Annotated in this window: 12 protein-coding genes and 5 pseudogenes; 9 read left to right on the top strand and 8 right to left on the bottom strand. The window is 73.5% G+C overall.

Going from position 1 to position 19,242, the window contains the following annotated elements:
• Nucleotides 1-24: 24 nt before the first annotated feature.
• From IE260_RS11660 to IE260_RS11670, 3 genes are all read right to left on the bottom strand, one after another.
• Complete coding sequence (locus IE260_RS11660) at nucleotides 25-1,104, bottom strand: mechanosensitive ion channel family protein (RefSeq protein ID WP_189870683.1); 1,080 nt, start codon at nucleotides 1,102-1,104, stop codon at nucleotides 25-27.
• 179 nt (nucleotides 1,105-1,283) lie between these two features.
• Nucleotides 1,284-2,801, bottom strand: a complete 1,518-nt coding sequence (locus IE260_RS11665; RefSeq protein ID WP_189870685.1) for an amino acid permease — start codon at nucleotides 2,799-2,801, stop codon at nucleotides 1,284-1,286.
• Between the two features lie 27 nt (nucleotides 2,802-2,828).
• Nucleotides 2,829-3,833 (bottom strand): hypothetical protein, encoded by a 1,005-nt coding sequence (locus tag IE260_RS11670; RefSeq protein ID WP_189870687.1) that lies wholly within the window; start codon nucleotides 3,831-3,833, stop codon nucleotides 2,829-2,831.
• Between the two features lie 271 nt (nucleotides 3,834-4,104).
• On the opposite strand from IE260_RS11670, the gene IE260_RS11675 reads away from it, so the two are divergent.
• Genes IE260_RS11675 through IE260_RS11690 form a run of 4 tightly spaced genes read left to right on the top strand, consistent with a single transcriptional unit; the run spans nucleotide 4,105 to nucleotide 8,454 of the window.
• On the top strand, nucleotides 4,105-5,550 hold the full coding sequence (locus IE260_RS11675) for an FGGY family carbohydrate kinase (RefSeq protein WP_189870688.1): 1,446 nt from the start codon (nucleotides 4,105-4,107) through the stop codon (nucleotides 5,548-5,550).
• The gene (locus tag IE260_RS11680; RefSeq protein ID WP_189870690.1) at nucleotides 5,547-5,843 is read left to right on the top strand and encodes a hypothetical protein; all 297 of its coding nucleotides are present in this window, start codon (nucleotides 5,547-5,549) and stop codon (nucleotides 5,841-5,843) included. The genes IE260_RS11675 and IE260_RS11680 overlap by 4 nt, the downstream gene beginning before the upstream one ends.
• Entirely contained in the window at nucleotides 5,840-7,243 is a 1,404-nt protein-coding gene (locus tag IE260_RS11685) for an FAD-dependent oxidoreductase (RefSeq protein ID WP_189870692.1), read from the top strand. Before IE260_RS11680 ends, IE260_RS11685 begins: the two co-directional genes overlap by 4 nt.
• Nucleotides 7,240-8,454, top strand: a complete 1,215-nt coding sequence (locus tag IE260_RS11690) for an NAD(P)/FAD-dependent oxidoreductase (protein ID WP_189870694.1) — start codon at nucleotides 7,240-7,242, stop codon at nucleotides 8,452-8,454. The genes IE260_RS11685 and IE260_RS11690 overlap by 4 nt, the downstream gene beginning before the upstream one ends.
• A 33-nt stretch (nucleotides 8,455-8,487) precedes the next feature.
• Here the strand turns inward: IE260_RS11690 and IE260_RS11695 are convergent, their stop codons facing one another.
• Nucleotides 8,488-9,453, bottom strand: a complete 966-nt coding sequence (locus tag IE260_RS11695) for a lysylphosphatidylglycerol synthase transmembrane domain-containing protein (protein ID WP_189870696.1) — start codon at nucleotides 9,451-9,453, stop codon at nucleotides 8,488-8,490.
• A gap of 126 nt (nucleotides 9,454-9,579) precedes the next feature.
• Here IE260_RS11695 and IE260_RS11700 point away from each other — a divergent pair, with 126 nt between their 5' ends.
• Both IE260_RS11700 and IE260_RS43030 read left to right on the top strand, forming a co-directional pair.
• Nucleotides 9,580-11,454 (top strand): ABC transporter ATP-binding protein, encoded by a 1,875-nt coding sequence (locus tag IE260_RS11700; RefSeq protein ID WP_189870989.1) that lies wholly within the window; start codon nucleotides 9,580-9,582, stop codon nucleotides 11,452-11,454.
• A 94-nt stretch (nucleotides 11,455-11,548) separates the two neighbouring features.
• Nucleotides 11,549-11,944 (top strand): annotated as a pseudogene (locus IE260_RS43030) (DUF3093 family protein); the annotation flags it as partial.
• A gap of 72 nt (nucleotides 11,945-12,016) precedes the next feature.
• Here the strand turns inward: IE260_RS43030 and IE260_RS11710 are convergent.
• Nucleotides 12,017-13,261, bottom strand: a complete 1,245-nt coding sequence (locus tag IE260_RS11710) for a PP2C family protein-serine/threonine phosphatase (protein WP_189870698.1) — start codon at nucleotides 13,259-13,261, stop codon at nucleotides 12,017-12,019.
• A gap of 409 nt (nucleotides 13,262-13,670) precedes the next feature.
• Here IE260_RS11710 and IE260_RS41590 point away from each other — a divergent pair.
• A pseudogene (locus IE260_RS41590) lies at nucleotides 13,671-14,237 on the top strand (CoA transferase); the annotation flags it as partial.
• A 2-nt stretch (nucleotides 14,238-14,239) separates the two neighbouring features.
• Here IE260_RS41590 and IE260_RS41595 read toward each other — a convergent pair.
• A pseudogene (locus IE260_RS41595) lies at nucleotides 14,240-14,586 on the bottom strand (acyl-CoA dehydrogenase family protein); the annotation flags it as partial.
• Here IE260_RS41595 and IE260_RS11720 point away from each other — a divergent pair.
• Nucleotides 14,555-14,788: pseudogene (locus IE260_RS11720) on the top strand (TetR/AcrR family transcriptional regulator); the annotation flags it as partial. The pseudogenes IE260_RS41595 and IE260_RS11720 overlap by 32 nt on opposite strands.
• Nucleotides 14,789-14,828: 40 nt before the next feature.
• Here the strand turns inward: IE260_RS11720 and IE260_RS11725 are convergent.
• A pseudogene (locus tag IE260_RS11725) lies at nucleotides 14,829-15,030 on the bottom strand (aldehyde dehydrogenase family protein); the annotation flags it as partial.
• Between the two features lie 152 nt (nucleotides 15,031-15,182).
• Nucleotides 15,183-15,464, bottom strand: coding sequence for a hypothetical protein (locus IE260_RS11730; RefSeq protein WP_189870702.1), 282 nt, complete (start codon nucleotides 15,462-15,464; stop codon nucleotides 15,183-15,185).
• A gap of 377 nt (nucleotides 15,465-15,841) precedes the next feature.
• On the opposite strand from IE260_RS11730, the gene IE260_RS42565 reads away from it, so the two are divergent.
• Nucleotides 15,842-19,225 (top strand): ALF repeat-containing protein, encoded by a 3,384-nt coding sequence (locus IE260_RS42565; RefSeq protein WP_189870704.1) that lies wholly within the window; start codon nucleotides 15,842-15,844, stop codon nucleotides 19,223-19,225.
• Nucleotides 19,226-19,242: the final 17 nt, after the last annotated feature.

The following is a 19,242-nucleotide window of genomic DNA, read 5'->3' on the forward strand; positions in this document are numbered from 1 at the left end:
CGCCCCTGTCGAACAAGCGGTCGATCAGGTGAAGGGGACGGCGTCCTCGCCCGCCCGCTGCTGCGGGATGACCACGGTCCCCTGCTGCAGCGCCACCGTCCGGGCGGGCGCCGGAATACGGATGCCCTCCTCGCGGTACCGCTTGTGCAGGCGCTTGATGAACTCGTGCTTGATCCGGTACTGGTCGCTGAACTCGCCGACACCCAGGATCACCGTGAACCCGATCCTGGAGTCGCCGAAGGTGTGGAAGCGCACGGCCGGCTCGTGCTCCGGCACCGCCCCGGTGATCTCGGTCATCACCTCGGCGACCACCTCGGTGGTCACCCGCTCCACGTGGTCCAGGTCACTGTCGTAGGCGACGCCGACCTGGACCATGATGGTCAGCTGCTGCTCGGGGCGCATGAAGTTGGTCATGTTCGACTTCGCGAGCTGCCCGTTCGGGATCACCACCAGGTTGTTGGACAGCTCGCGGACGGTGGTCTGCCGCCAGTTGATGTCCTCCACATAGCCCTCCTCGCCGCTGCTGAGCTGGATGTAGTCACCGGGCTGCACGGTCTTCGAGGCCAGGATGTGGATGCCGGCGAAGAGGTTGGCGAGCGTGTCCTGCAAGGCCAGGGCGACCGCCAGACCGCCGACGCCGAGGGCGGTGAGCAGCGGCGCTATGGAGATGCCCAGCGTCTGCAGGACCACCAGGAAGCCGATCGCCAGCACCAGGATGCGGGTGATGTTGACGAAGATCGTGGCGGACGCCGCGACCCCGGAGCGGGACGTCGTCACCGTGCGCACCAGTCCGGCGATCACCCGCGCCGCCGACACCGTCGCCACGAAGATCAGCAGCACGGTCAGGACCTGGTTGACGTTGTGCTGCACCGTTCTCGTCAGCGGCAGCGCCGCCGCCGCGCTCGCCGTGCCGCCCACGACCGCGGCCCACGGCACGATCGAGCGCAGGGCGTCGACGATCACGTCGTCACCGCTCCAGCGCGTCCGCTTGGCGTGCCCCGCCAGCCAGCGCAGCAGCATGCGCAGCAGGAACGCCCCCACCAGGCCCGCGGCCAGCGCGATGCCGGCCAGCACCAGGTCGTCCACCGTGAGGTCGCGCGTCACCGGTCACCTCCGGGGAGTGCGGCGGCGAAAGCCCTCGCCGACGGGCGGATGTGAAGTCTCGTCACGTCGTCACCTGCTCGATTCCGGGATGTGCGATCGCGCCGGTCCGAAGGACAGTTCGACCGGCGCGATCGCTCATCCTGCCGCATCCGGCACGGCAGTCCGTACCGACCGGTGTCTCAGACGATGCCCTCGGCCAGTTCGGCCTGCTCCCGGTCGTCGCCGTACGCGGCGGTCGTGGGCGTCCCGTACGAACGACGGGCGACGAACCACCACACCGTGGCCAGCACCAGTACGACGACGAGGGCGACGGCTGCGTAGTTCATCGTGTCGACCGTCACCGGCGACGACTGCGGCAGACAGAACAGCACGGTGACGAACGCCACCCACACCACCGCCGTCCAGCCGATCGGCCTGCTCCACCGGCCCAGGTTCCACGGCCCCGGCGTGAACCGGTCGCCCGCCCGCAGCCGCAGCAGCACCGGGATGGCGTACGCGGGCGTGATGCCGATGACGTTGATGGCGGTGACCGCGCCGTACGCCGTCGCCGAGTACAGCGACGGCAGGGCCAGCACGCAGGCGACGGCCACCGACAGCCACACCGCGGCGACCGGCGTCTGGGTCCGGGCCGACACCTTGCGCCACAGGGCGGAGCCGGGCAGCGCCCCGTCCCGGCTGAAGGCGAACACCATGCGGCTGGCGGCGGCGACCTCGGCGTTGCCGCAGAACAACTGGGCGACGATCACCACGAGCAGCAGCGCGCTCGCGCCGTCCGTGCCCAGACCGTCCAGCAGGATCTGTGCGGGCGGCACCCCGGTCGCGGTGTTCCGCGTGGCGTCGTAGTCCTGGATGGCGAAGGTCAGCCCGGCCAGCAGCACGAACCCCGCGAGCCACGACACCCAGATGGCCCGCACGATGCCGCGCGCGGCCGACACCGAGGCGTTCGAGGTCTCCTCGGACAGATGGGCCGAGGCGTCGTACCCGGAGAACGTGTACTGCGCGAGCAGCAGGCCGATCGCGGCCACGTACAGCGGGCTCTCCCAGCCGGTGTCGTTGACGAACTCCGTGAACACGAACGACGGCGACCGGTGGTGGTCGGGGACGATCACCAGCGCGCCGACGATGAGGGCCACACCGGCCAGGTGCCACCACACGCTGACGGAGTTCAGCACACTGACCAGCCGCACCCCGAAGAGGTTGAGCACGGCGTGCAGCAGCAGGATCACGACGAATATCAGCATCGTCTTCCCCGGCGTCGGCTCGAAGCCCCACTGGAGGTTCAGGAACGCGCCCGTGAACAGGGCGGCCCCGTAGTCGATACCGGCGATGGCGCCGAGCAGGCCCAGCAGGTTCAGCCAGCCCGTGTACCAGCCCCAGCGGCGGCCCCCGAGCCGGTCGGCCATGTAGTACAGCGCGCCGGAGGTCGGGTACGCGCTGGTGACCTCCGCCAGCGCGAGCCCCACGCACAGCACGAACAGGCCGACGCCCGCCCAGCCCCACAGCATCACCGCGGGGCCGCCGGTGCCCAGCCCGAAGCCGTACAGGGTCATGCAGCCGGACAGGATGGAGATCACCGAGAAGCTGATGGCGAAGTTGCCGAATCCGCCCATGCGGCGGGCCAGCACCGGCCGGTAGCCGAGTTCGCGCAGGCGCTGCTCCTCGTCGGTCGCACCGGACGGGTCAGGGTTCGATGACATGCGGGGGCCTCCGGAGGCAGTGGGGGGTCAGGGACGCCGGCCGCCGTCGCGGGCGGCCGACCGGCTACGGGCCCGGGCCTGGAGGAAGACCTCCACCGCCCGGTCGGGATCGCCCGCGCCCGGCGCGCGGTGCGCCCAGGGCACCGGGGTGCAGTACGGGCCGAGCGCGTCGAACACCTGGGCCGCCTCGGGGAACTGCAGCGCGCCCCACAGGGCGTGGGCCAGGTGATTGAGGTCCAGCAGGGAGCGTTCGGCGCGGTGGGTGAGCACGAACCAGGAGTGGTACGCCTGACGCGCCTCACGGGTGGCGTCCTCCGACACCCAGTGCAGATCGAGAGCGGCGTCCCGGCCGCCCGAGCGGCGATAGCGCTCCACCCGCACGTACAGGGGGAGCACGTGCAGCGCCGAACCCGGCGGAGCCGATCCGGCGGCCCACTGCGCGAACCCCGCCGCCCGAGCGAGCCGCCCCGAGTCACCCCGCGGGTACAGGAACTGCAGCATGCGATGGTGCGCCTCCCGGTTGTACGGGTCCCGCTCCGCCGCCCGGGCCAGCAGCCCCCACGGCCCCGGCGGCAGCATCGGCTCCGGCGGCGCCACTCGGTGCTCCGCCCAGCGCTGCTCCTCGTCCAGCCGGGCCAGCGCCAGCAGGCACACCCACGGCACCGGGTCGAAGGGCGCGGCACGCGTCGCCGCGTCGCTCGCGTGCCAGCCCTGGAGCCACAGCTCGCGCGTGCGACGGTGCTCCTCGCGGTGCGCCCGCAGCGCGCGCTCCACCGCGACCCGGGCGTGCATCACCGCGGCCGCCACGCTGTGCGGCTCCTCCGCGCGCCACGCCCGCACCACGTCGGTACCGGCGGCCGAGGCGGCCAGCACCTGGGTGCGCTGCGTCCACTGCCACCAGGTCGTGGTCTGTTCGAGCAGGCTGCGCATCGACATCCAGCGTCCCGCGCGCAGTTCCTGCAGGGCGGCGCGCAACGCGGTGTCGTGACCGGCGGGATCGTAGGCGGGGCGCGCTCCGTCTCTGGCCCTCACCCGCCCGCTCCCGGGGGCGGAACGGACGGGACGGCAGGGTGGAGTAACAAACAGCCTCCCCTGGGCGGCGGTCGAGGAGTCGCGAGTGGTCGGCGGCCACTATAGAGGCGGAGGTTCCGCCTCTGTCCGGATTTCCCCCAGCCGCGCAACGTCACTGCCGCCAGCTGGACCTGACTGTGGGTCAGACGTCCTTGACGGGATGTGCTCGCGGCGGCAGGCTGGCGCGCAGTGATCGCCGAAGCCTTCGGCGCGGACGGCCGGGAGGGGTGCGATGACCAGTGCGGTGCTCGCCGTCGACCAGGGCACGTCCGGCACCAAGGCCCTGGTGATCTGCCCCGAACGCGGCGTCATCGGCACCGGCTTCGCCGAGGTCCGCCCCCGGTACCCGGCCGCCGGCCGGGTGGAGGTCGACCCCGAGGACCTGTACGGCTCGGTGGTCGACGCCGGCCGCCGCGCGCTGGCCGAGGCGGGCGAGCCCGTCGCAGCGCTCGGCCTGGCCAACCAGGGCGAGACCGTACTGGCCTGGGACCCGGAAACCGGCCGCCCGCTGACCGACGCGCTGGTCTGGCAGGACCGCCGCGCCGAGAGCGTCTGCGCGGACCTCGCCCCGCACGCGGACGAGCTGCGGCACCTGACCGGCCTGCCCCTCGACCCGTACTTCGCCGCGCCGAAAATGGCCTGGATACGACGGCACCTCACCCCCGAGGGCCGCGTCACCACCTCCGACGCCTGGCTGGTCCACCGGCTCACCGGCGCCTGCGTCACCGACGCCGCCACCGCCTCCCGCACCCAGCTCCTCGACCTCGACCGCGCCACCTGGTCGCCACGCGCCCTGGAGCTGTACGGCCTGTCCGCCGAAGGGCTCCCCGACGTCGTCGACAACGCCGGTGCCATCGGGACGACCGACGCCTTCGGCACCAAGACGCCGATCCCGCTCACCGGCCTCGCCGTCGACCAGCAGGCCGCCCTGCTCGCCCAGCGGATCACCGCGCCCGGTGCCGCCAAGTGCACCTACGGGACCGGCGCGTTCCTCCTCGCGCACACCGGCGACACCCCCCGGCGCGGCACCTCCGGCCTGGTGAGCTGCATCGCCTGGCGGCTCGCCGGAAGCGCCGGCTACTGCCTCGACGGCCAGGTCTACACAGCCGCGTCCGCCGTGCGCTGGCTCACCGACCTCGGCGTCATCACCGGAGCCGCCGACCTCGACACCGTGGGCAGCACCGTCGCGGACAGCGGCGGCGTCACCTTCGTCCCCGCGCTGGCCGGGCTCGCCGCCCCCTGGTGGCGCGGCGACCTGCGCGGCTCCCTCACCGGGCTCGGCCTCGACACCACGCCCGGACACCTGGTGCGCGCCCTGTGCGAGGGCCTGGCCGCCCAGGTCGTCGCACTCGCCGAGGCCACGGCGGCCGACCTCGGCGCCCCCCTCGCGTCCCTGCGCGTCGACGGCGGACTGACCCGCTCCGCCCTGCTCATGCAGACCCAGGCCGACCTGCTGCAGTGCCCCGTGGAGGTGTCCGCGCTGCCGGACGCCACCGCGCTCGGCGTCGGTGCGCTGGCCCGGCTCGGCGCCCGGCCGGGCCTGACGGTGACCGAGGCGCTGCCCGAGGGCCCACCGGCCGCCGTGTACGAACCGCGCATCACCGCCACCGAGGCCACCGAACGCCTCGCCCGCTTCCGCGCAGCGGTCGCCGCACTGCTCGCCGGGGGCCCGGCATGAGGGCGACGGCGCCGGTGTCCGTCGTGCGGGCCCCAGGCGTGGCGGTGACCGCGTCCGTGCTCTTCGTGCGGGCCCCAGGCGTGGCGGTGACCGCGTCCATGCTCTTCGTGCGGGCCCCAGGCGTGGCGGTGACCGTGCCGGTGTCCGTCGTGCGGGCCCCAGGCGTGGCGGTGACCGTGCCGGTGTCCGTCGTGCGGGCCCCAGGCGTGACCGCCACCGCGCCCGCGCCCTTCGTGCGGACCCGCGGCATGACGGCCACCGCACCCGTGCCGCTCGAACGGACCCCCGCATGACGGTCACGACCTCCGGACCCCTGCCCACCGGCCCGTACGACGTGGCGATCGTCGGCGCCGGTGTGGTCGGCTCCGCCATCGCGCGCCGGCTCGCGCACCACCCCCGGCTGCGCATCGCGCTGGTCGAGGCGCAGGACGACGTCGGCCAGGGCACCTCCAAGGCCAACACCGCCATCCTGCACACCGGGTTCGACGCCGTTCCCGGCACCCTGGAGGCACGGCTCGTCCGTGAGGGCGCCCGCGAACTCGCCGCCTATGCCGCCGAGTCCGGCATCCCCGTCGAACCGGTCGGCGCGCTCCTCGTCGCCTGGGACGAGGAACAGCTCGCCGCCCTGCCCCGCCTCGCCGAGAAGGCCGAGCGCAACGAGTACCACGCCACCCGCCTCCTCGGCCCCGCCGAGCTGTACGACCGGGAACCCCACCTCGGTCCCGGCGCGCTCGGCGCCCTGCACGTGCCCGGCGAGAGCATCATCTGCCCGTGGACGACGACCCTGGCGTACGCCACCCAGGCCGTCCGCAACGGAGTGGACCTGCACCTCGACTCACCGGTCGAAGGGGCGGCACGCCACGACGGCGTCCACCACCTGACGACGCCGCGCGGCCCCCTCCGCGCCCGCTGGCTGGTCAACGCGGCCGGACTGCACGCCGACACCCTCGACCGGCTGCTCGGGCACGACGACTTCACCGTCACCCCTCGCCGCGGCCAGCTCATCGTCCACGACAAGTTCGCCCGCGCCCTGGTCCGGCACATCCTCCTGCCCGTGCCCACGGCCCTCGGCAAGGGCGTCCTGGTCGCCCCCACGGTCCACGGCAACGTCCTGCTCGGCCCCACCGCCGAGGACCTGGACGACAGAACCGCCACCAACTCCACCGCCGAGGGCCTCGACCGGCTGCGCGAGCAGGGCCGCCGTATCCTGCCCGCACTGCTGGACGAGGAGGTCACCGCCGTCTACGCGGGGCTGCGCGCCGCCACCGGAGTCGACGACTACCGGATCGCCGCCCACCCCGACCAGGCCTACGTCACCGTCGGCGGCATCCGGTCCACCGGCCTCACCGCCTCCCTCGCCATCGCGGCGCACGTCACCGCCCTGCTCACCGACGCCGGCCTCGACCCCGGCCCCGAGCGCGCGCCGGCCCCGGTGCGCATGCCCAACCTCGGCGAGGCGTTCCCGCGCCCGTACCAGCGGCCCGACCTCGTCGCCGCCGACCCGGACCACGGTCGCCTGGTCTGCCACTGCGAGCGGGTCTCCCGTGGCGAGATCCGCGACGCCCTCGCCAGTACGATCCCGCCCCGCAGCCTCGACGGCCTGCGCCGCCGGACCCGGGCCGGGGCGGGACGCTGCCAGGGCTTCTACTGCGGGGCCGCGGTGCGGGCGCTGTTCGAGGAGGCCCAGGGATGACCCGGCACGTCGACGTCCTCGTGATCGGCGCCGGCCCCGCCGGACTCGCGGCCGCGTCCCGGCTGGCGGCCGGCGGGGCCCGCGTCGAGGTCCTGGACCGGGAGCAGCGGGCCGGGGGAGTGCCCCGGCACTGCGCCCACGGCGGTTTCGGCACCCCGCTGCACCCGCTGACCGGACCCGCCTGCGCCCGGCTGCTCGCCGACGCCGCGACCCGCGCCGGAGCCGTCGTAAGGACCGGGGTGACCGCCCTCGACTGGGCGGGCCCGCGCACGCTCACCACCGTCGGACCCGAGGGCCCGGAGAACGTCGCCGCGGGCGCGGTCGTGCTGGCCACCGGCGCCCGCGAACGCCCCCGCGCCGCCCGCCTGGTGCCCGGCACCCGCCCCGCCGGCGTCTACACCACCGGCGAACTCCAGCAGGCCGTCCACCTGTACGGGCAGCCGATCGGCAGCCGCGCGGTGATCGTCGGCGCGGAGGACGTGTCCTACGCCGCCGCCGGCACCGTACGGGCCGCCGGGGCCGAGGTCGTCGCCCTGGTCACGCACCTGCCCCGGGCCCAGACCACGCCGGCCCGAGCCCTGGACGCCCGTCTCCGCCACCGCATCCCCCTCCTCACCGACACCACGATCACAGAACTCCTCGGCCACGGACGCCCGACGGGCGTACGCGTCCGCCACCGCGACGGCCGCGCCGCGACCCTGCCCTGCGACACCGTCGTGTTCACCGGCGACTTCGTCCCCGATCACGAACTGGCCCGGCGCGGCGGAATCGCCCTGGACCCCGGCACGCGCGGCCCCGCCGTGGACGGAGCCCTGCGCACCTCGCACCCCGGGGTCTTCGCCGTCGGCAGCGTGCTGCACGCCGTCCAGAGCGCGGCCACGGCGGCCCGCGAGGGGACGCACGCGGCGACCGCCGTACGCGACTGGCTCACGGGCGCCGCATGGCCCGGCGGCGTCCCCCTGCTCGCCGACCCGCCGCTGCGCTGGATCGCGCCGAACCGCGTCACCCCGGCCGACCGCCTCCCCTACGTCCTGCGCACGACCGCCCTGCTGCCCCGCCCGGTCCTGCACGTCACCCAGGACGGCCGCCCGCTGCACCGCGAACGCCCGCGGCTGCGCACGGCCGTCCCGAACCGCACCCTGACGCTGACGGCACGCTGGGCCCACCGGATCGACCCGGAGGGCGGCCCGGTGCGCGTCACGGCGGGCTGAGACCGGTTCCGGCACCGCGACGCGGGTCCGCCGTCAGATCACCTTCAGCCGCACCAGCGCCGCCAGCGTCAGCGCCCCGGGCGCCAGCGGGAGCCACACGGTGATGATCCGGTAGGCGAGGACCACCGCCGTGGCCACGGCCGCGGGGCCGCCGACCGCCACCAGGGCCACGACCAGCGCCGCCTCGACGGAGCCGAGGCCGCCGGGTGTGGGCACCAGCGCGACGGCGACCGTCGCCGCCAGGTACGCCACCGCCATGTGCCCGGCCGGCACCGCCAGCCCCAGCGCCCGCCCGACCAGGACCAGTCCGGCGGCCTGCAGCGCGGGGAAGGCGAGAGCCCCGCCCCACAATGCCAGTGCCCGGGACGGCCGGGTGTGCACCGCGCGGGCCTCGCCGAGCGCCGTCCGCAGGAAGGAGACCACGGCCGTCCGCAGCCGCCGCACCAGGAACAGGACGCAGGCCGCCACGACCGGCACCGTGGCCACGACGAGCAGCAGCGGTCCGACGGCCGCCTCCGGCAGCAGCGTGCCGAGCCGCAGCGCCCCGGGGAAGGCGATCAGCAGCGCCCCCAGCAGGGCGAGCCGGCCGACGCTCTCCGCCAGCAGATACAGCGCGAGGGCGGCCGAGGAACGGGCGAGCGGCAGCCCGCACACCGTCATGAACCGCAGGTTCACCGCGCTCGCGCCCAGGCCCGTGGGCAGCAGGTGGTTGGCCGCGCCCGCCGCGAACTGGGTGGCGAGGAGCCGCCGCTGGGGCAGCCGTTCCACGACGGCGCCCTGCCGGGTGCAGGCGGCGGCGACCCAGGTCAGACAGGTCGCGCCGGCCGCGACCAGCAGCCAGGGCCACTCGGCGGTGGTGAGATGGCCGAAGCCCTCGACGAGCACCGACCGGTGCTGCACGGCGACCACGGTGACCAGCAGCAGCGGAAGGACACACAGGAGCCGGCGGACCGGGAGGCGGCGGGCGAGGGGCTTCTCGGGGAGTCGTACCGCTGTCACATCAGGGGAGACTCCCCCGGCCGCGCCAACCACAGATGTCCGAGGGGCGGACGACGGCTTACGGCCGGCCGGCGGTCGCTGCTTGACCTCAAGGTTGATTGAGGTTCTACCGTCATTCGCATGAGCATGGAGACCACAGCCTGGACCCAGCTGCACAGCGTGATGAACGCCGAGCAGGAGCGCCGTCCCTTCGCCCGCGCGACCCTGCGCCGCATCGGCGCGTTCGCCCGCCCGCACCGCCGCCGCATCGCCTGCTTCGTGCTGCTCGGGATCGTGACCGCGCTGCTCGCCGTCGCCACCCCCGTACTGGCCGGGAACGTCGTGGACGCGATCGTGTCGGGCGGCGACGAAGGCACCGTCGTGCGCCTCGCCCTGCTCATCGCGCTCATCGCGGTCGCGGAGGCCGTGCTCGGCATCCTCTCCCGGAGGCTGTCGGCGAGGCTCGGGGAGGGCCTCATCCTCGATCTGCGGACGGCCGTGTTCGATCATGTGCAGCGCATGCCGGTCGCGTTCTTCACACGTACGCGTACGGGAGCGCTGGTCTCCCGACTCAACAACGACGTCATCGGCGCCCAGCGGGCGTTCAGCAACACCCTGTCCGGCGTGGTCAGCAACCTGGTGACGCTGCTGCTCACCCTCGCCGTCATGCTCACCCTGTCCTGGCAGATCACCCTGCTCGCCCTGGTGCTGCTGCCGGTGTTCGTGATTCCCGCGCGCCGGATGGGCAGCCGCATGGCCCGTATGCAACGCGAGGCCGCCACGCTGAACGCGGCGATGGGCACCCGCATGACCGAGCGCTTCTCGGCGCCCGGTGCCACGCTGATCAAGCTGTTCGGCCGCCCCGAGGAGGAGTCGAAGGAGTTCGCGGACCGCGCCCGGCGCGTCGCGGACATCGGCGTCCGCACCGCCACCGCCCAGGCGGCCTTCATCACCGCGCTGACCCTGGTCTCCGCCCTGGCCCTGGCCCTCGTCTACGGACTCGGCGGCTTCTTCGCCCTGCGCGGCACCCTGGACCCGGGCGCCGTCGTGGCCCTGGCCCTGCTCCTGACCCGCCTCTACGCGCCGCTCACCGCGCTGGCGGGCGCCCGGGTGGAGGTCATGAGCGCCCTGGTCAGCTTCGAGCGGGTCTTCGAGGTGCTGGACCTCGAGCCCCTCATCGACGAGAAGCCGGAGGCCCGCGAGGTCCCCGACGGCCCGGTCGCCGTCGAGTTCGACGACGTCCGCTTCGGCTACCCGTCCGCCGACAAGGTCTCCCTGGCCTCCCTCGAAGAGGTCGCCACCCTGGACACCCGGGGCGGGGCCGAAGTCCTGCGCGGCGTGTCCTTCCGCGCGGAACCCGGCCAGACCATCGCGCTCGTCGGGTCCTCCGGCGCCGGCAAGTCGACGATCGCCCAGTTGCTCCCCCGCCTGTACGACACCGACGCGGGTGCCGTACGCATCGGCGGCGTCGACGTCCGCGACCTCACCGCCCGCTCACTGCGCGACACCCTCGGCATGGTCACCCAGGACGGCCACCTCTTCCACGACACGGTCCGGGCCAACCTGCTGCTCGCCCGCCCCGAGGCCACCGAGACCGAGCTGTGGGACGCGCTGCGCCGCGCCCGCCTCGACGACCTCGTACGGTCCCTGCCCGACGGCCTCGACACCGTGGTCGGCGAGCGCGGCTACCGGCTCTCCGGCGGCGAACGCCAGCGCATGACCATCGCCCGGCTGCTGCTGGCCCGCCAGCGCGTCGTCATCCTCGACGAGGCCACCGCCCACCTGGACAACACCTCCGAGGCCGCCGTCCAGGAGGCCCTCACCGAGGCGCTGGAGGGCAGGACGGCCGTCGTGATCGCGCACCGGCTGTCGACGGTCCGCGCGGCCGACCAGATCCTGGTGGTCGAGGCCGGCCGGATCGTGGAGCGCGGCACGCACGAGGAACTCCTCGCGGCCGGCGGCCGCTACGCCCAGCTGCACCGCACGCAGTTCGCCCGGCGGACGGTGGAGAAGGCGGCGTAGGGCGCACGACGTGAACCGGCACGGGCTCCCCGCGAGGCCGCCGCACGGCGGTCCTCGCCGTCGCCCGGCCGGACACCGATGCCGGACTGAGGCCATGTACCTGGACGAAGAGCGGCTGGTGGTCCCTCGTTCGTGGTGGGCCATGGCCCTGTGCGCCGGCCTCGGTCTCGCCCTGGTGGCCCTGCGGGTCCATCCGCTGGGTGCCTTGGCCGCACTGATCGTGGGAACGGCCGTGGTGGCGTCCGCGATCGCCCGTCACGGGGCCCGGCGCGTCCGGCTCACCCACCACTCGCTGACGGTCGGGGACACGGAGATCCCGCTGGACGCCCTCGGCAGCGTGGAGATCCTCGACGAGCACGAGGCGTTCCTGTGGCGTACGCGCCGCACCGATCCCCACGCCCTGTTGGCGCTGCGCTCCTGCATTCCGACAGCGGTGCGCCTGCAGATCACCGACCCCGCCTGCGGGGCGCCGTACTTGTACCTGCCGACGCGCCAGCCCGATGACCCTCGCCGCGGTCCTGGCCTTCGTCCGCCGCTGAGCGGCGCGGGCGGCCGGGGCCCGTCACAGGCGGACGACGACGAGGACGATGTCGTCGCTCCCGCCCGCGGTCAGACCCAGGCGGTCGAGCAGGGTGTCGGCGATCTCCTTGGGCCCGAGGTGCCCGCACCGGGCGAGGATCCCGGTGAGCCGGGCCAGACCGGTGTCGATGTCCTCGTCGCGGCGTTCGATGAGGCCGTCGCTGTACAGGACGAGGGTGTCCTCCGTGGTGTAGGAGGCCACGGCCTGCGGCCGGGGGACGTGTTCGGGGCGGGCTCCGAGGGGCGGGTCGGTGGCCTGGTCGAGGAGGTCGCACCTGCCGTCACGGCGAAGGAGGACCGGTGGCGGATGCCCGGCGCTGCTGTAGATCACGAGACGGCTGCGGGCGTCGACGAGGCAGGAGACGGCCGTGGTGGCCAGCGCCCCCTCGACGGAGCGGGCGTAGAGTCCGAGGACCTCCAGTGCCTGGGCGGGACCGGGTACCGCGCGGCTGGCGGCGGACAGGGCGCTGCGGAGCATGCCCATGACGGTGGCGGCCCGGAGGCCGTGCCCTACGACGTCGCCGACGGCGACGGAGAACCGCCCGTCGGCCAGGTCCACCGCGTCGTACCAGTCGCCGCAGATGTTCAGCGAGCCGATGGCGGGCAGATAGCGGACCACGATGTCGGGATGGTGGGCGAGATCGGGTGAGTGCAGCATCGCCTCCTGCAGGGTCACCGCCACCTGCCGTTCCCGGGTGTGTGCCCTGCGGAGCTCCTCGTTGAGCCGCTGCAGTTCCCTGGCGCGGGCGTAGAGCTCGGTCTCCATCCCCTCCTCACGGGTGCTGAGCCGGCCGTCCCGGGCGTCGGCGGAGCCGAAGCGGCGGGTACGGACGAAGGCGGTGACGTCCTCGACCCGGTGGATGATCCAGGCGACGGTGCCGTCCGGGCCGGGGACCGGCGTGTTGATGGGCGACCACCAGTGTTCCTCGAAGACTCCGGGGCGGTCCCGCACCGGGATGTCGTAACGCTGGAGCGCCATGGTGTCCGGGCGGCCGCTTTCCAGGACCCGGGCGAACGAGGCCGACAGGTTCGGTACCCCGTCCGCACCGGGGTCGTCGGGGTTGGCGGGGAACACGTCGAACATACGGCGCCCGATCAGGTCATCGCGGTGGTGGCGCACCACGTCGAGGTAGGCGTCGTTGACATCGGCGATGACCAGGTGCGGATCGAGGATCAGACAGGGCGTCGGCGTCACGGCGAACAGGGCCTCGTAGTCGATGTTCGGCATCACGTGCTCCGTAATCCCCGGTCCGGCGTCACCGTCCCAAGCTACGGCCGCGACGACGGGCGCGCCCGCCGAAGGCACCCTGACGTTCGTTCGGCGCAGAGGGAGGCATTCCGGGGGAAGGGCCGTGGTTCCGGGTGGGCCGGTCGGATCCGGTCCCGCCCGAGGGCCGCGACGAACGTTCGGCTGACCTGCACCAGCACCCGTTCAGTCGGCACGCACCGAGCTGGAAGATCATGGTGGTACGGCCTCCCGGCGAGGCGCCCCCAGCAGTCGCTGCGCTGCACGCTGTGCGGTGCTGCCGACATTGGCGGCGAGCCCTCGGTCACCACCATGGCCGACGGCAACACACCTCGCTATGTTAATCGAAAATCACATCTGTGCGACGAGGTCCAGCTCCCATCGGTCGTGCAACCGGCACAAGCGATCCGTTCTGATCGACCTCAAGTCGCCCGAAGGGCCGGGGACGGTGAGGGCGTTGGCGGCGCGCTCCGAGATCCTGCTGGAGGTGTACCGACCCGGTGTCGCGGAGCGGCTCGGGGTCGGTCCCGAGGAGTGCCTGGCCGTCAACCCTGCGCTGGTGTACGGCCGGATGACCGGCTGGGGTCAGCGAGGACCCCTCGCGTCCCTGGCAGGACACGACATCGGCTACATCGCCACCGCCGGCGCCCTGTCCATGATCGGCGCGCCGGACGGGCAACCCGTCTTCCCCGTCAACCTGCTCGGCGACTACGCGGGCGGCTCCCTCTACCTGACCACCGGTGTCCTCGCCGCGCTGCTCACCGCCCGCGCCACCGGCCGCGGTCAGGTGCTGGATGCCGCGATCGTGGACGGCACCGCGCACCTGACCGCCATGTTTTGGGGGATGCTCGCCGAGGGCACCTGGCAGGACGCCCGCGGCCGCAACCTGCTCGACGGCGGCTGCCCCCACTACGGCGTCTACGAGACGGCCGACGGCGGCTGGATGGCGGTCGGCGCCACGTGGTTCAGGCCGGCCATCAACTGCCCCCAGCCGTCGTCCACCTGGCCGACGACGGCGTCCGCGGGCAGCCGCACGCCGGTGAGGAAGACGTCGTTGACCTCCCGGCCGCGCATGGTCTCGATGCCCCGCACCGCCACGCCCGGGGTGCCGACGGGCAGATGGAACATGGTCAGACCGCCGTGCTTGTCCTCGCCGGTCCGGGCCACCAGCAGAATGCTCCTCGCGAAGTGCGCGTTGACATCCAGGTCTTCTGACCGTCGATCACCCACGTGCCGTCCCGTTCCTGCCGGGCCCGGCAGCGCAGCGCGCCGACGACCGTGCAGGGCAGTTCCTCGCTCTCCGCCACCGTCGAGTACCTGACGGCCCATCTGCGCCGCGCGCAGCAGGCCGAGGGCCGCGCCGACGAGGACCCCCGTCCGGTCGCCGAGCTGATGGTGCGGGTCGCCGTGTCCTTCCTGCTCAACCCCGCCAGCTGCATCGAGATGGAGGACGAGGACCAGGCCCGGGCCTTCGCCCGCCGTTACCTGGCGCCGCTGCTGGACGCCTGACCGGCCGGACGGTCCGGCCGTCGGGGCGCCGCCCGGCCGCTCAGCGGCGCCGGTGGAGTGCCCGGGCCAGCCGCACCGCGCGCTCCCTCGTGGCGGCCGGAACCGCGAAGGAGGTCAGCGCGATCGGCGGGGTGAACCGCTGCACCGTCGTCGACTGCACGGAGGTGAAGGCAACGCAGCCCCTACTCGCCGTGGATCCGTCCGAAGCCGGAGTCCTGTGAACCGCCGAACGGCAGCGCCGGATGACCGAATATTCAACGGGCGAGCACGTCAACAGCTCCATCAACGTCCATATCGTTCCGCGTCCGGGTTCACGGAAGCTGATATCCGTCACGCCGATCGTGGTTGAGCGTTTCCTGCACGAGTTGGAGGCTGACGGCGTCGGCCGAGGAAATCAGTCAGCGGCCAGCGCGGCGGTGTCGGCGGCCTCCGCGGTGCCAGTGCCTCCGCCCTGCGCGCCGCCGACAACCGCGATCCAGGCCGGCGCGCCGCCGGCGGCGGCGAGTACCCGCACCGTGAGCCGCATTCTCCGCGGCTTTCCGACGTTGGTGCTGATTTCCTTCACTGCGTCCCCGATTTCGTGGTCACCGCCCGGACTTGAAAACCACCGGTCGCGAAACGGGTCGCGAACAGGGGGAAGCCGCAGACGCGGAATGAAAGCCCCCTTGCGTGCCATCGGCACGCCTCCGCGACGCACTGTTCGAACCCCGTTGATCGTCATCGGCTCTGGCATCCCAGCACGGCGACGCACCCACGTCCAGCGCCGTGAACTGCTCATACCTGGACATTGGAAGCAAGTTTTCCGTGACCTGCGTCACGCCGAGAGAAGGTCGTATGGGCTGGCGTCGTGATTCCGCCAAAAAAATGTGCCGAGCCGTCAAATCCCCATGTATCGACGCACCGTTGGGGAACCGGCGGATCCAACGTCCGCAGAATCTCTACAACGTTGATACTGTTCCCGAATTGTGGCGGGCGTCGATCCATGGATCCGCGGTCCGTCCCGGCGAGATATCCGACACGTCACCGCATTACTCGTAGAAGGGCAAGTCCCGTATGCAGACGGCTTTCTGGAGCAGACGCCGCGTCCTCGGCGCACTCGCGGCCGCAACCGCTGTCGCCGCCACCCCCTCGGTCCTGCGGCCGGGCACGGCCGCGGCCGCCGAGACAGCAGGCGCCGACCCGGTGCCGCTGCCGGACACCGAGCGCGCCAAGGTCGTCCGCGCGTGGCTGACCGGCGGCAAGGGCGTCAAGGCCGCCGCCACCACGGCCCTCTACGGGACCGACACCGAGGTCCGGACCTTCCTCGCCGAGACGCTGCCGCAGCAGACCGTGCAGGACAACCGGGTCGCGATCGCCCGCAGCCTGGACCGCGCGGGCAAGGGCCTGCGCCGCGAGGCCGTCGCCGCCCTGGACAACGGCGACGCAGCGATAGCCTCCTTCCTCTCGGGGGGCTTCGCCGCCGCCATCCGGGAGGACCTCCAGGTCGCCACCAGCATCGTCGCGTCCACCGGCGGCAAGGCCGTGGTGCGCGAGGCCAACGCCGCCCTCGACGCCGGCACCGAGCAGGCCCTCATCACCTTCCTCGGCGACGAGCAGTACGACGCGCGGCTGGAGGACACCCGGGTCCAGGTCACCACCATGCTGTTGACCGGCGGCCCGGAGGTGCAGAAGTACGCGGACCGCGCGCTCAGCGGCACCGCGAAGGACGTCGAGTGGTTCATCGAGACCGGCCAGCACATCGCGCGCGCCCGCGACCAGGAGTCGGCGACCATCGAGGAACTGGTGGCCGTCGTCGAGCGCGAGGGCAGGCGCGCCGAGCGCGAGACGAACCTGGCCGTCGAGGCCGGGGCCCGCGCCGAGACTGCCGCCGCCAAGGCCAAGGAGGCCGCCGAGAAGGCCGCCGCCGAGGCCGCCGCCGCCCAGAGCGACGTGCAGAAGTCGGGGGCCGCGGCCCGCAAGGCGGCGAGCGCGGCGAAGGGCGCGGCCGACGCCGCCCGCAACGCCATCAACGCCTCCAACGCCGCCGTGCAGGCCTCCCGCCGCGCCTCCTGGGCCGCCACAGGCGCCGCCCAGGCCGCCGCGAAGGCCGGCAACGCCGCCGCCCGCGCCTACAACGCCGCGATCGCCGCGTCCAAGGACGCCGGCAAGGCCGAGGCCGCCAAGAACGCCGCGGTCGCCGCCCGCAACGCCGCCTCCAAGGCCCGCAGTGCCGCCGCCGCTGCCGACAAGGCGGCCCTCGCCGGCGACGCGGCCTCGAGCGCCGGCCTGGCCGCCGCCTCCGCCGCCCGCAACTCGGCCGCCGCCGCGACCGCCGCCGCCCAGGCCGCCGTCTCCGCCGGTGCCGCCCAGGCGGAGGCCGCCGAGGCCAAGCGCCAGGCCGCCATCGCCACCAGCGCCGCCAACCGCGCCACCAACGCCGCATCCGCCGCCCAGGCACTGGCGACCGCCGCCGCCAAGGCGGCCCGCACCGCCCGCGACGCCGCCAACTCCGCCGCCGCCCACGCCGACAAGGCCGCGGCCGCCGCCGAGGAGGCCGTGAAGTACGCGGGTCAGGCCGTCGACTACGCCAACAAGTCGACCGCCCACGCCGCGGAGGCCGTGAAGGCCGCCAACACCGCCACCCAGGCCGTCAGCGACGCCATCGAGGTGGAGAAGAACGCCCGCGCAGCCGAGGCGCAGACCCTGGAGCAGGACAAGCAGCAGGCCATCGAGGAGGCCCGGCAGCTCGCCGCCATCGAACAGGCCGAGCTCTCCGACGTCCGCGAGAAGCGGCTGATGGCGGAGCGCACCGCCCAAGCGACCAAGGACCTCATCGCCAAGGCGGAACAGGCCCTGTACTCCGGCGACATGGCGGTCGCCGCGACCCTGGGCCGGCAGGCCGCGGTCGCCCTGATCGACGCCCGCGGGGCCCACACCCGGCAGGCCGCCCAGCACGCCCTCGCCGGCTCCGACGACGACGTCTACGCCTGGATCGACCTCGACCGGGCCCTCGCCCAGGAGCAGGACGACCGCGAGACCACCCTCCACGTGGCGACGATCGCCGGACCGAAGGTCGCCGCGGCCGCCGCTGCCGCGCTGGAGAGCACCGACTCCAAGGCCGTCGGCGACTTCCTCACCGGCGGCATGAAGCGCGCCTCGGACGAGGACCTGCGCGTCGCCATCAGCAAGATCATCGCTGAGGGTGCCGGCAAGGCCGTCACCGAGGCCGCCAACGATGCGCTCGACCAGAACACCACCGAGTCCCTCAACTACTTCTTCGACCATGCCTACCCGCTGGCCATCCAGGAGGACGACCGGGTCCGGGCCGGCGAGCTGATCAGCACCGCGGGCGCCTTCACCAAGGCCTACGCGGAGGTCGCGCTCGAGGGACCGCAGTGGATGCTGCGCAACTTCATCTCCGTGATCCAGTACCGCACGGCCCAGCTCGACTTCGACACCGCCACCCACGTCGCCGCCGTCCGCGGGGCCATCGCCGCCGCCGCGAAGATCGCGGAGAAGGCGCAGGAGGACGCGGCCCTCGCCTCGAAGGCCGCCGCCGACGCCCGCAAGGCCGCTGCCGAGGCCCAGCAGTGGGCGCAGAAGGCGCTCGACTCCGCCGCCAAGGCCGACGACTACGCCCAGCAGGCGCGGGACAACGCCGACGCCGCCGACAAGTCGGCCGCCGCCGCCCAGGCCTCCGCCACCAAGGCGAAGAACGCCGCCGCCACCGCCCGCAGCGCCGCCCGCTCCGCCAACTACTCGGCCAACAGGGCCGTCGACTCGGCGCGCCAGGCCATCGCCTCCTCGGCCTCGGCTCAGCGCTCCGCCGCTGCGGCCCGCGCCTCCGAGCTCGCCGCCTCCGCCGACGCGAAGGCCGCCGCCGCCGCGTACGCCCAGGCCAAGCAGATCGCCGCCGACAAGAAGCGGGCCGAGGAGATCGCGAAGGCCAAGGAGGCCGCGCTCAAGGCACAGGAGGAGCGCGAGGCCAATCGGGACCCGGCCAACAGCGACAAGAACAACCAGGTCAACCCGAACGGCACCGCGGACGGCGACGCCGACGAGTGGTGGAACGACGCCCAGTTCTACGCGGACGCCGCCAACGTGGTCAGCATCGGCGCCGGGTTCCTGGCGGCCGGTTGCGCACTCGCCGCCATCGTCTTCCCGCCGGCCCTCGCCGCGGCCGGCTTCTTCGCCGGCGTCTCCGCGGGCGCGGGCGCCCTCAGCAGCCTGTTCACGGGCATCGAACACGGCTTCACCAGCGGCGCGTTCTGGGAGTCCGCCGTCGGCACCGGCCTGAGCCTGGTCTCCTTCGGCGCCTACAAGTGGGTCGGCGCCGCCGACAAGGCGCTCGGCGGCGGCATCGTCAAGCCCGTCGTCAGCAAGATCACAGACACCGGCGAGGACCTGGTCTCCAGCGTCACGAAGGGCCTCAGCGACCTCTACGACTGGGCGGCCTGATCCCGCCCGTTCGCTCT

It is taken from the genome of Streptomyces viridiviolaceus, from assembly GCF_014650995.1.
Classification (GTDB): Bacteria; Actinomycetota; Actinomycetes; order Streptomycetales; family Streptomycetaceae; genus Streptomyces; species Streptomyces viridiviolaceus.

Bases quoted from the DNA above. Each gene is read 5' to 3' on its own strand.
- IE260_RS11665 (WP_189870685.1), bottom strand. From the start codon at position 2,801: ATGTCATCGAACCCTGACCCGTCCGGTGCGACCGACGAGGAGCAGCGC.
- IE260_RS11675 (WP_189870688.1), top strand. From the start codon at position 4,105: ATGACCAGTGCGGTGCTCGCCGTCGACCAGGGCACGTCCGGCACCAAG.
- IE260_RS11680 (WP_189870690.1), top strand. From the start codon at position 5,547: ATGAGGGCGACGGCGCCGGTGTCCGTCGTGCGGGCCCCAGGCGTGGCG.
- IE260_RS11685 (WP_189870692.1), top strand. From the start codon at position 5,840: ATGACGGTCACGACCTCCGGACCCCTGCCCACCGGCCCGTACGACGTG.
- IE260_RS11690 (WP_189870694.1), top strand. From the start codon at position 7,240: ATGACCCGGCACGTCGACGTCCTCGTGATCGGCGCCGGCCCCGCCGGA.
- IE260_RS11700 (WP_189870989.1), top strand. From the start codon at position 9,580: ATGGAGACCACAGCCTGGACCCAGCTGCACAGCGTGATGAACGCCGAG.
- IE260_RS11710 (WP_189870698.1), bottom strand. From the start codon at position 13,261: ATGCCGAACATCGACTACGAGGCCCTGTTCGCCGTGACGCCGACGCCC.
- IE260_RS11730 (WP_189870702.1), bottom strand. From the start codon at position 15,464: ATGGCACGCAAGGGGGCTTTCATTCCGCGTCTGCGGCTTCCCCCTGTT.
- IE260_RS42565 (WP_189870704.1), top strand. From the start codon at position 15,842: ATGCAGACGGCTTTCTGGAGCAGACGCCGCGTCCTCGGCGCACTCGCG.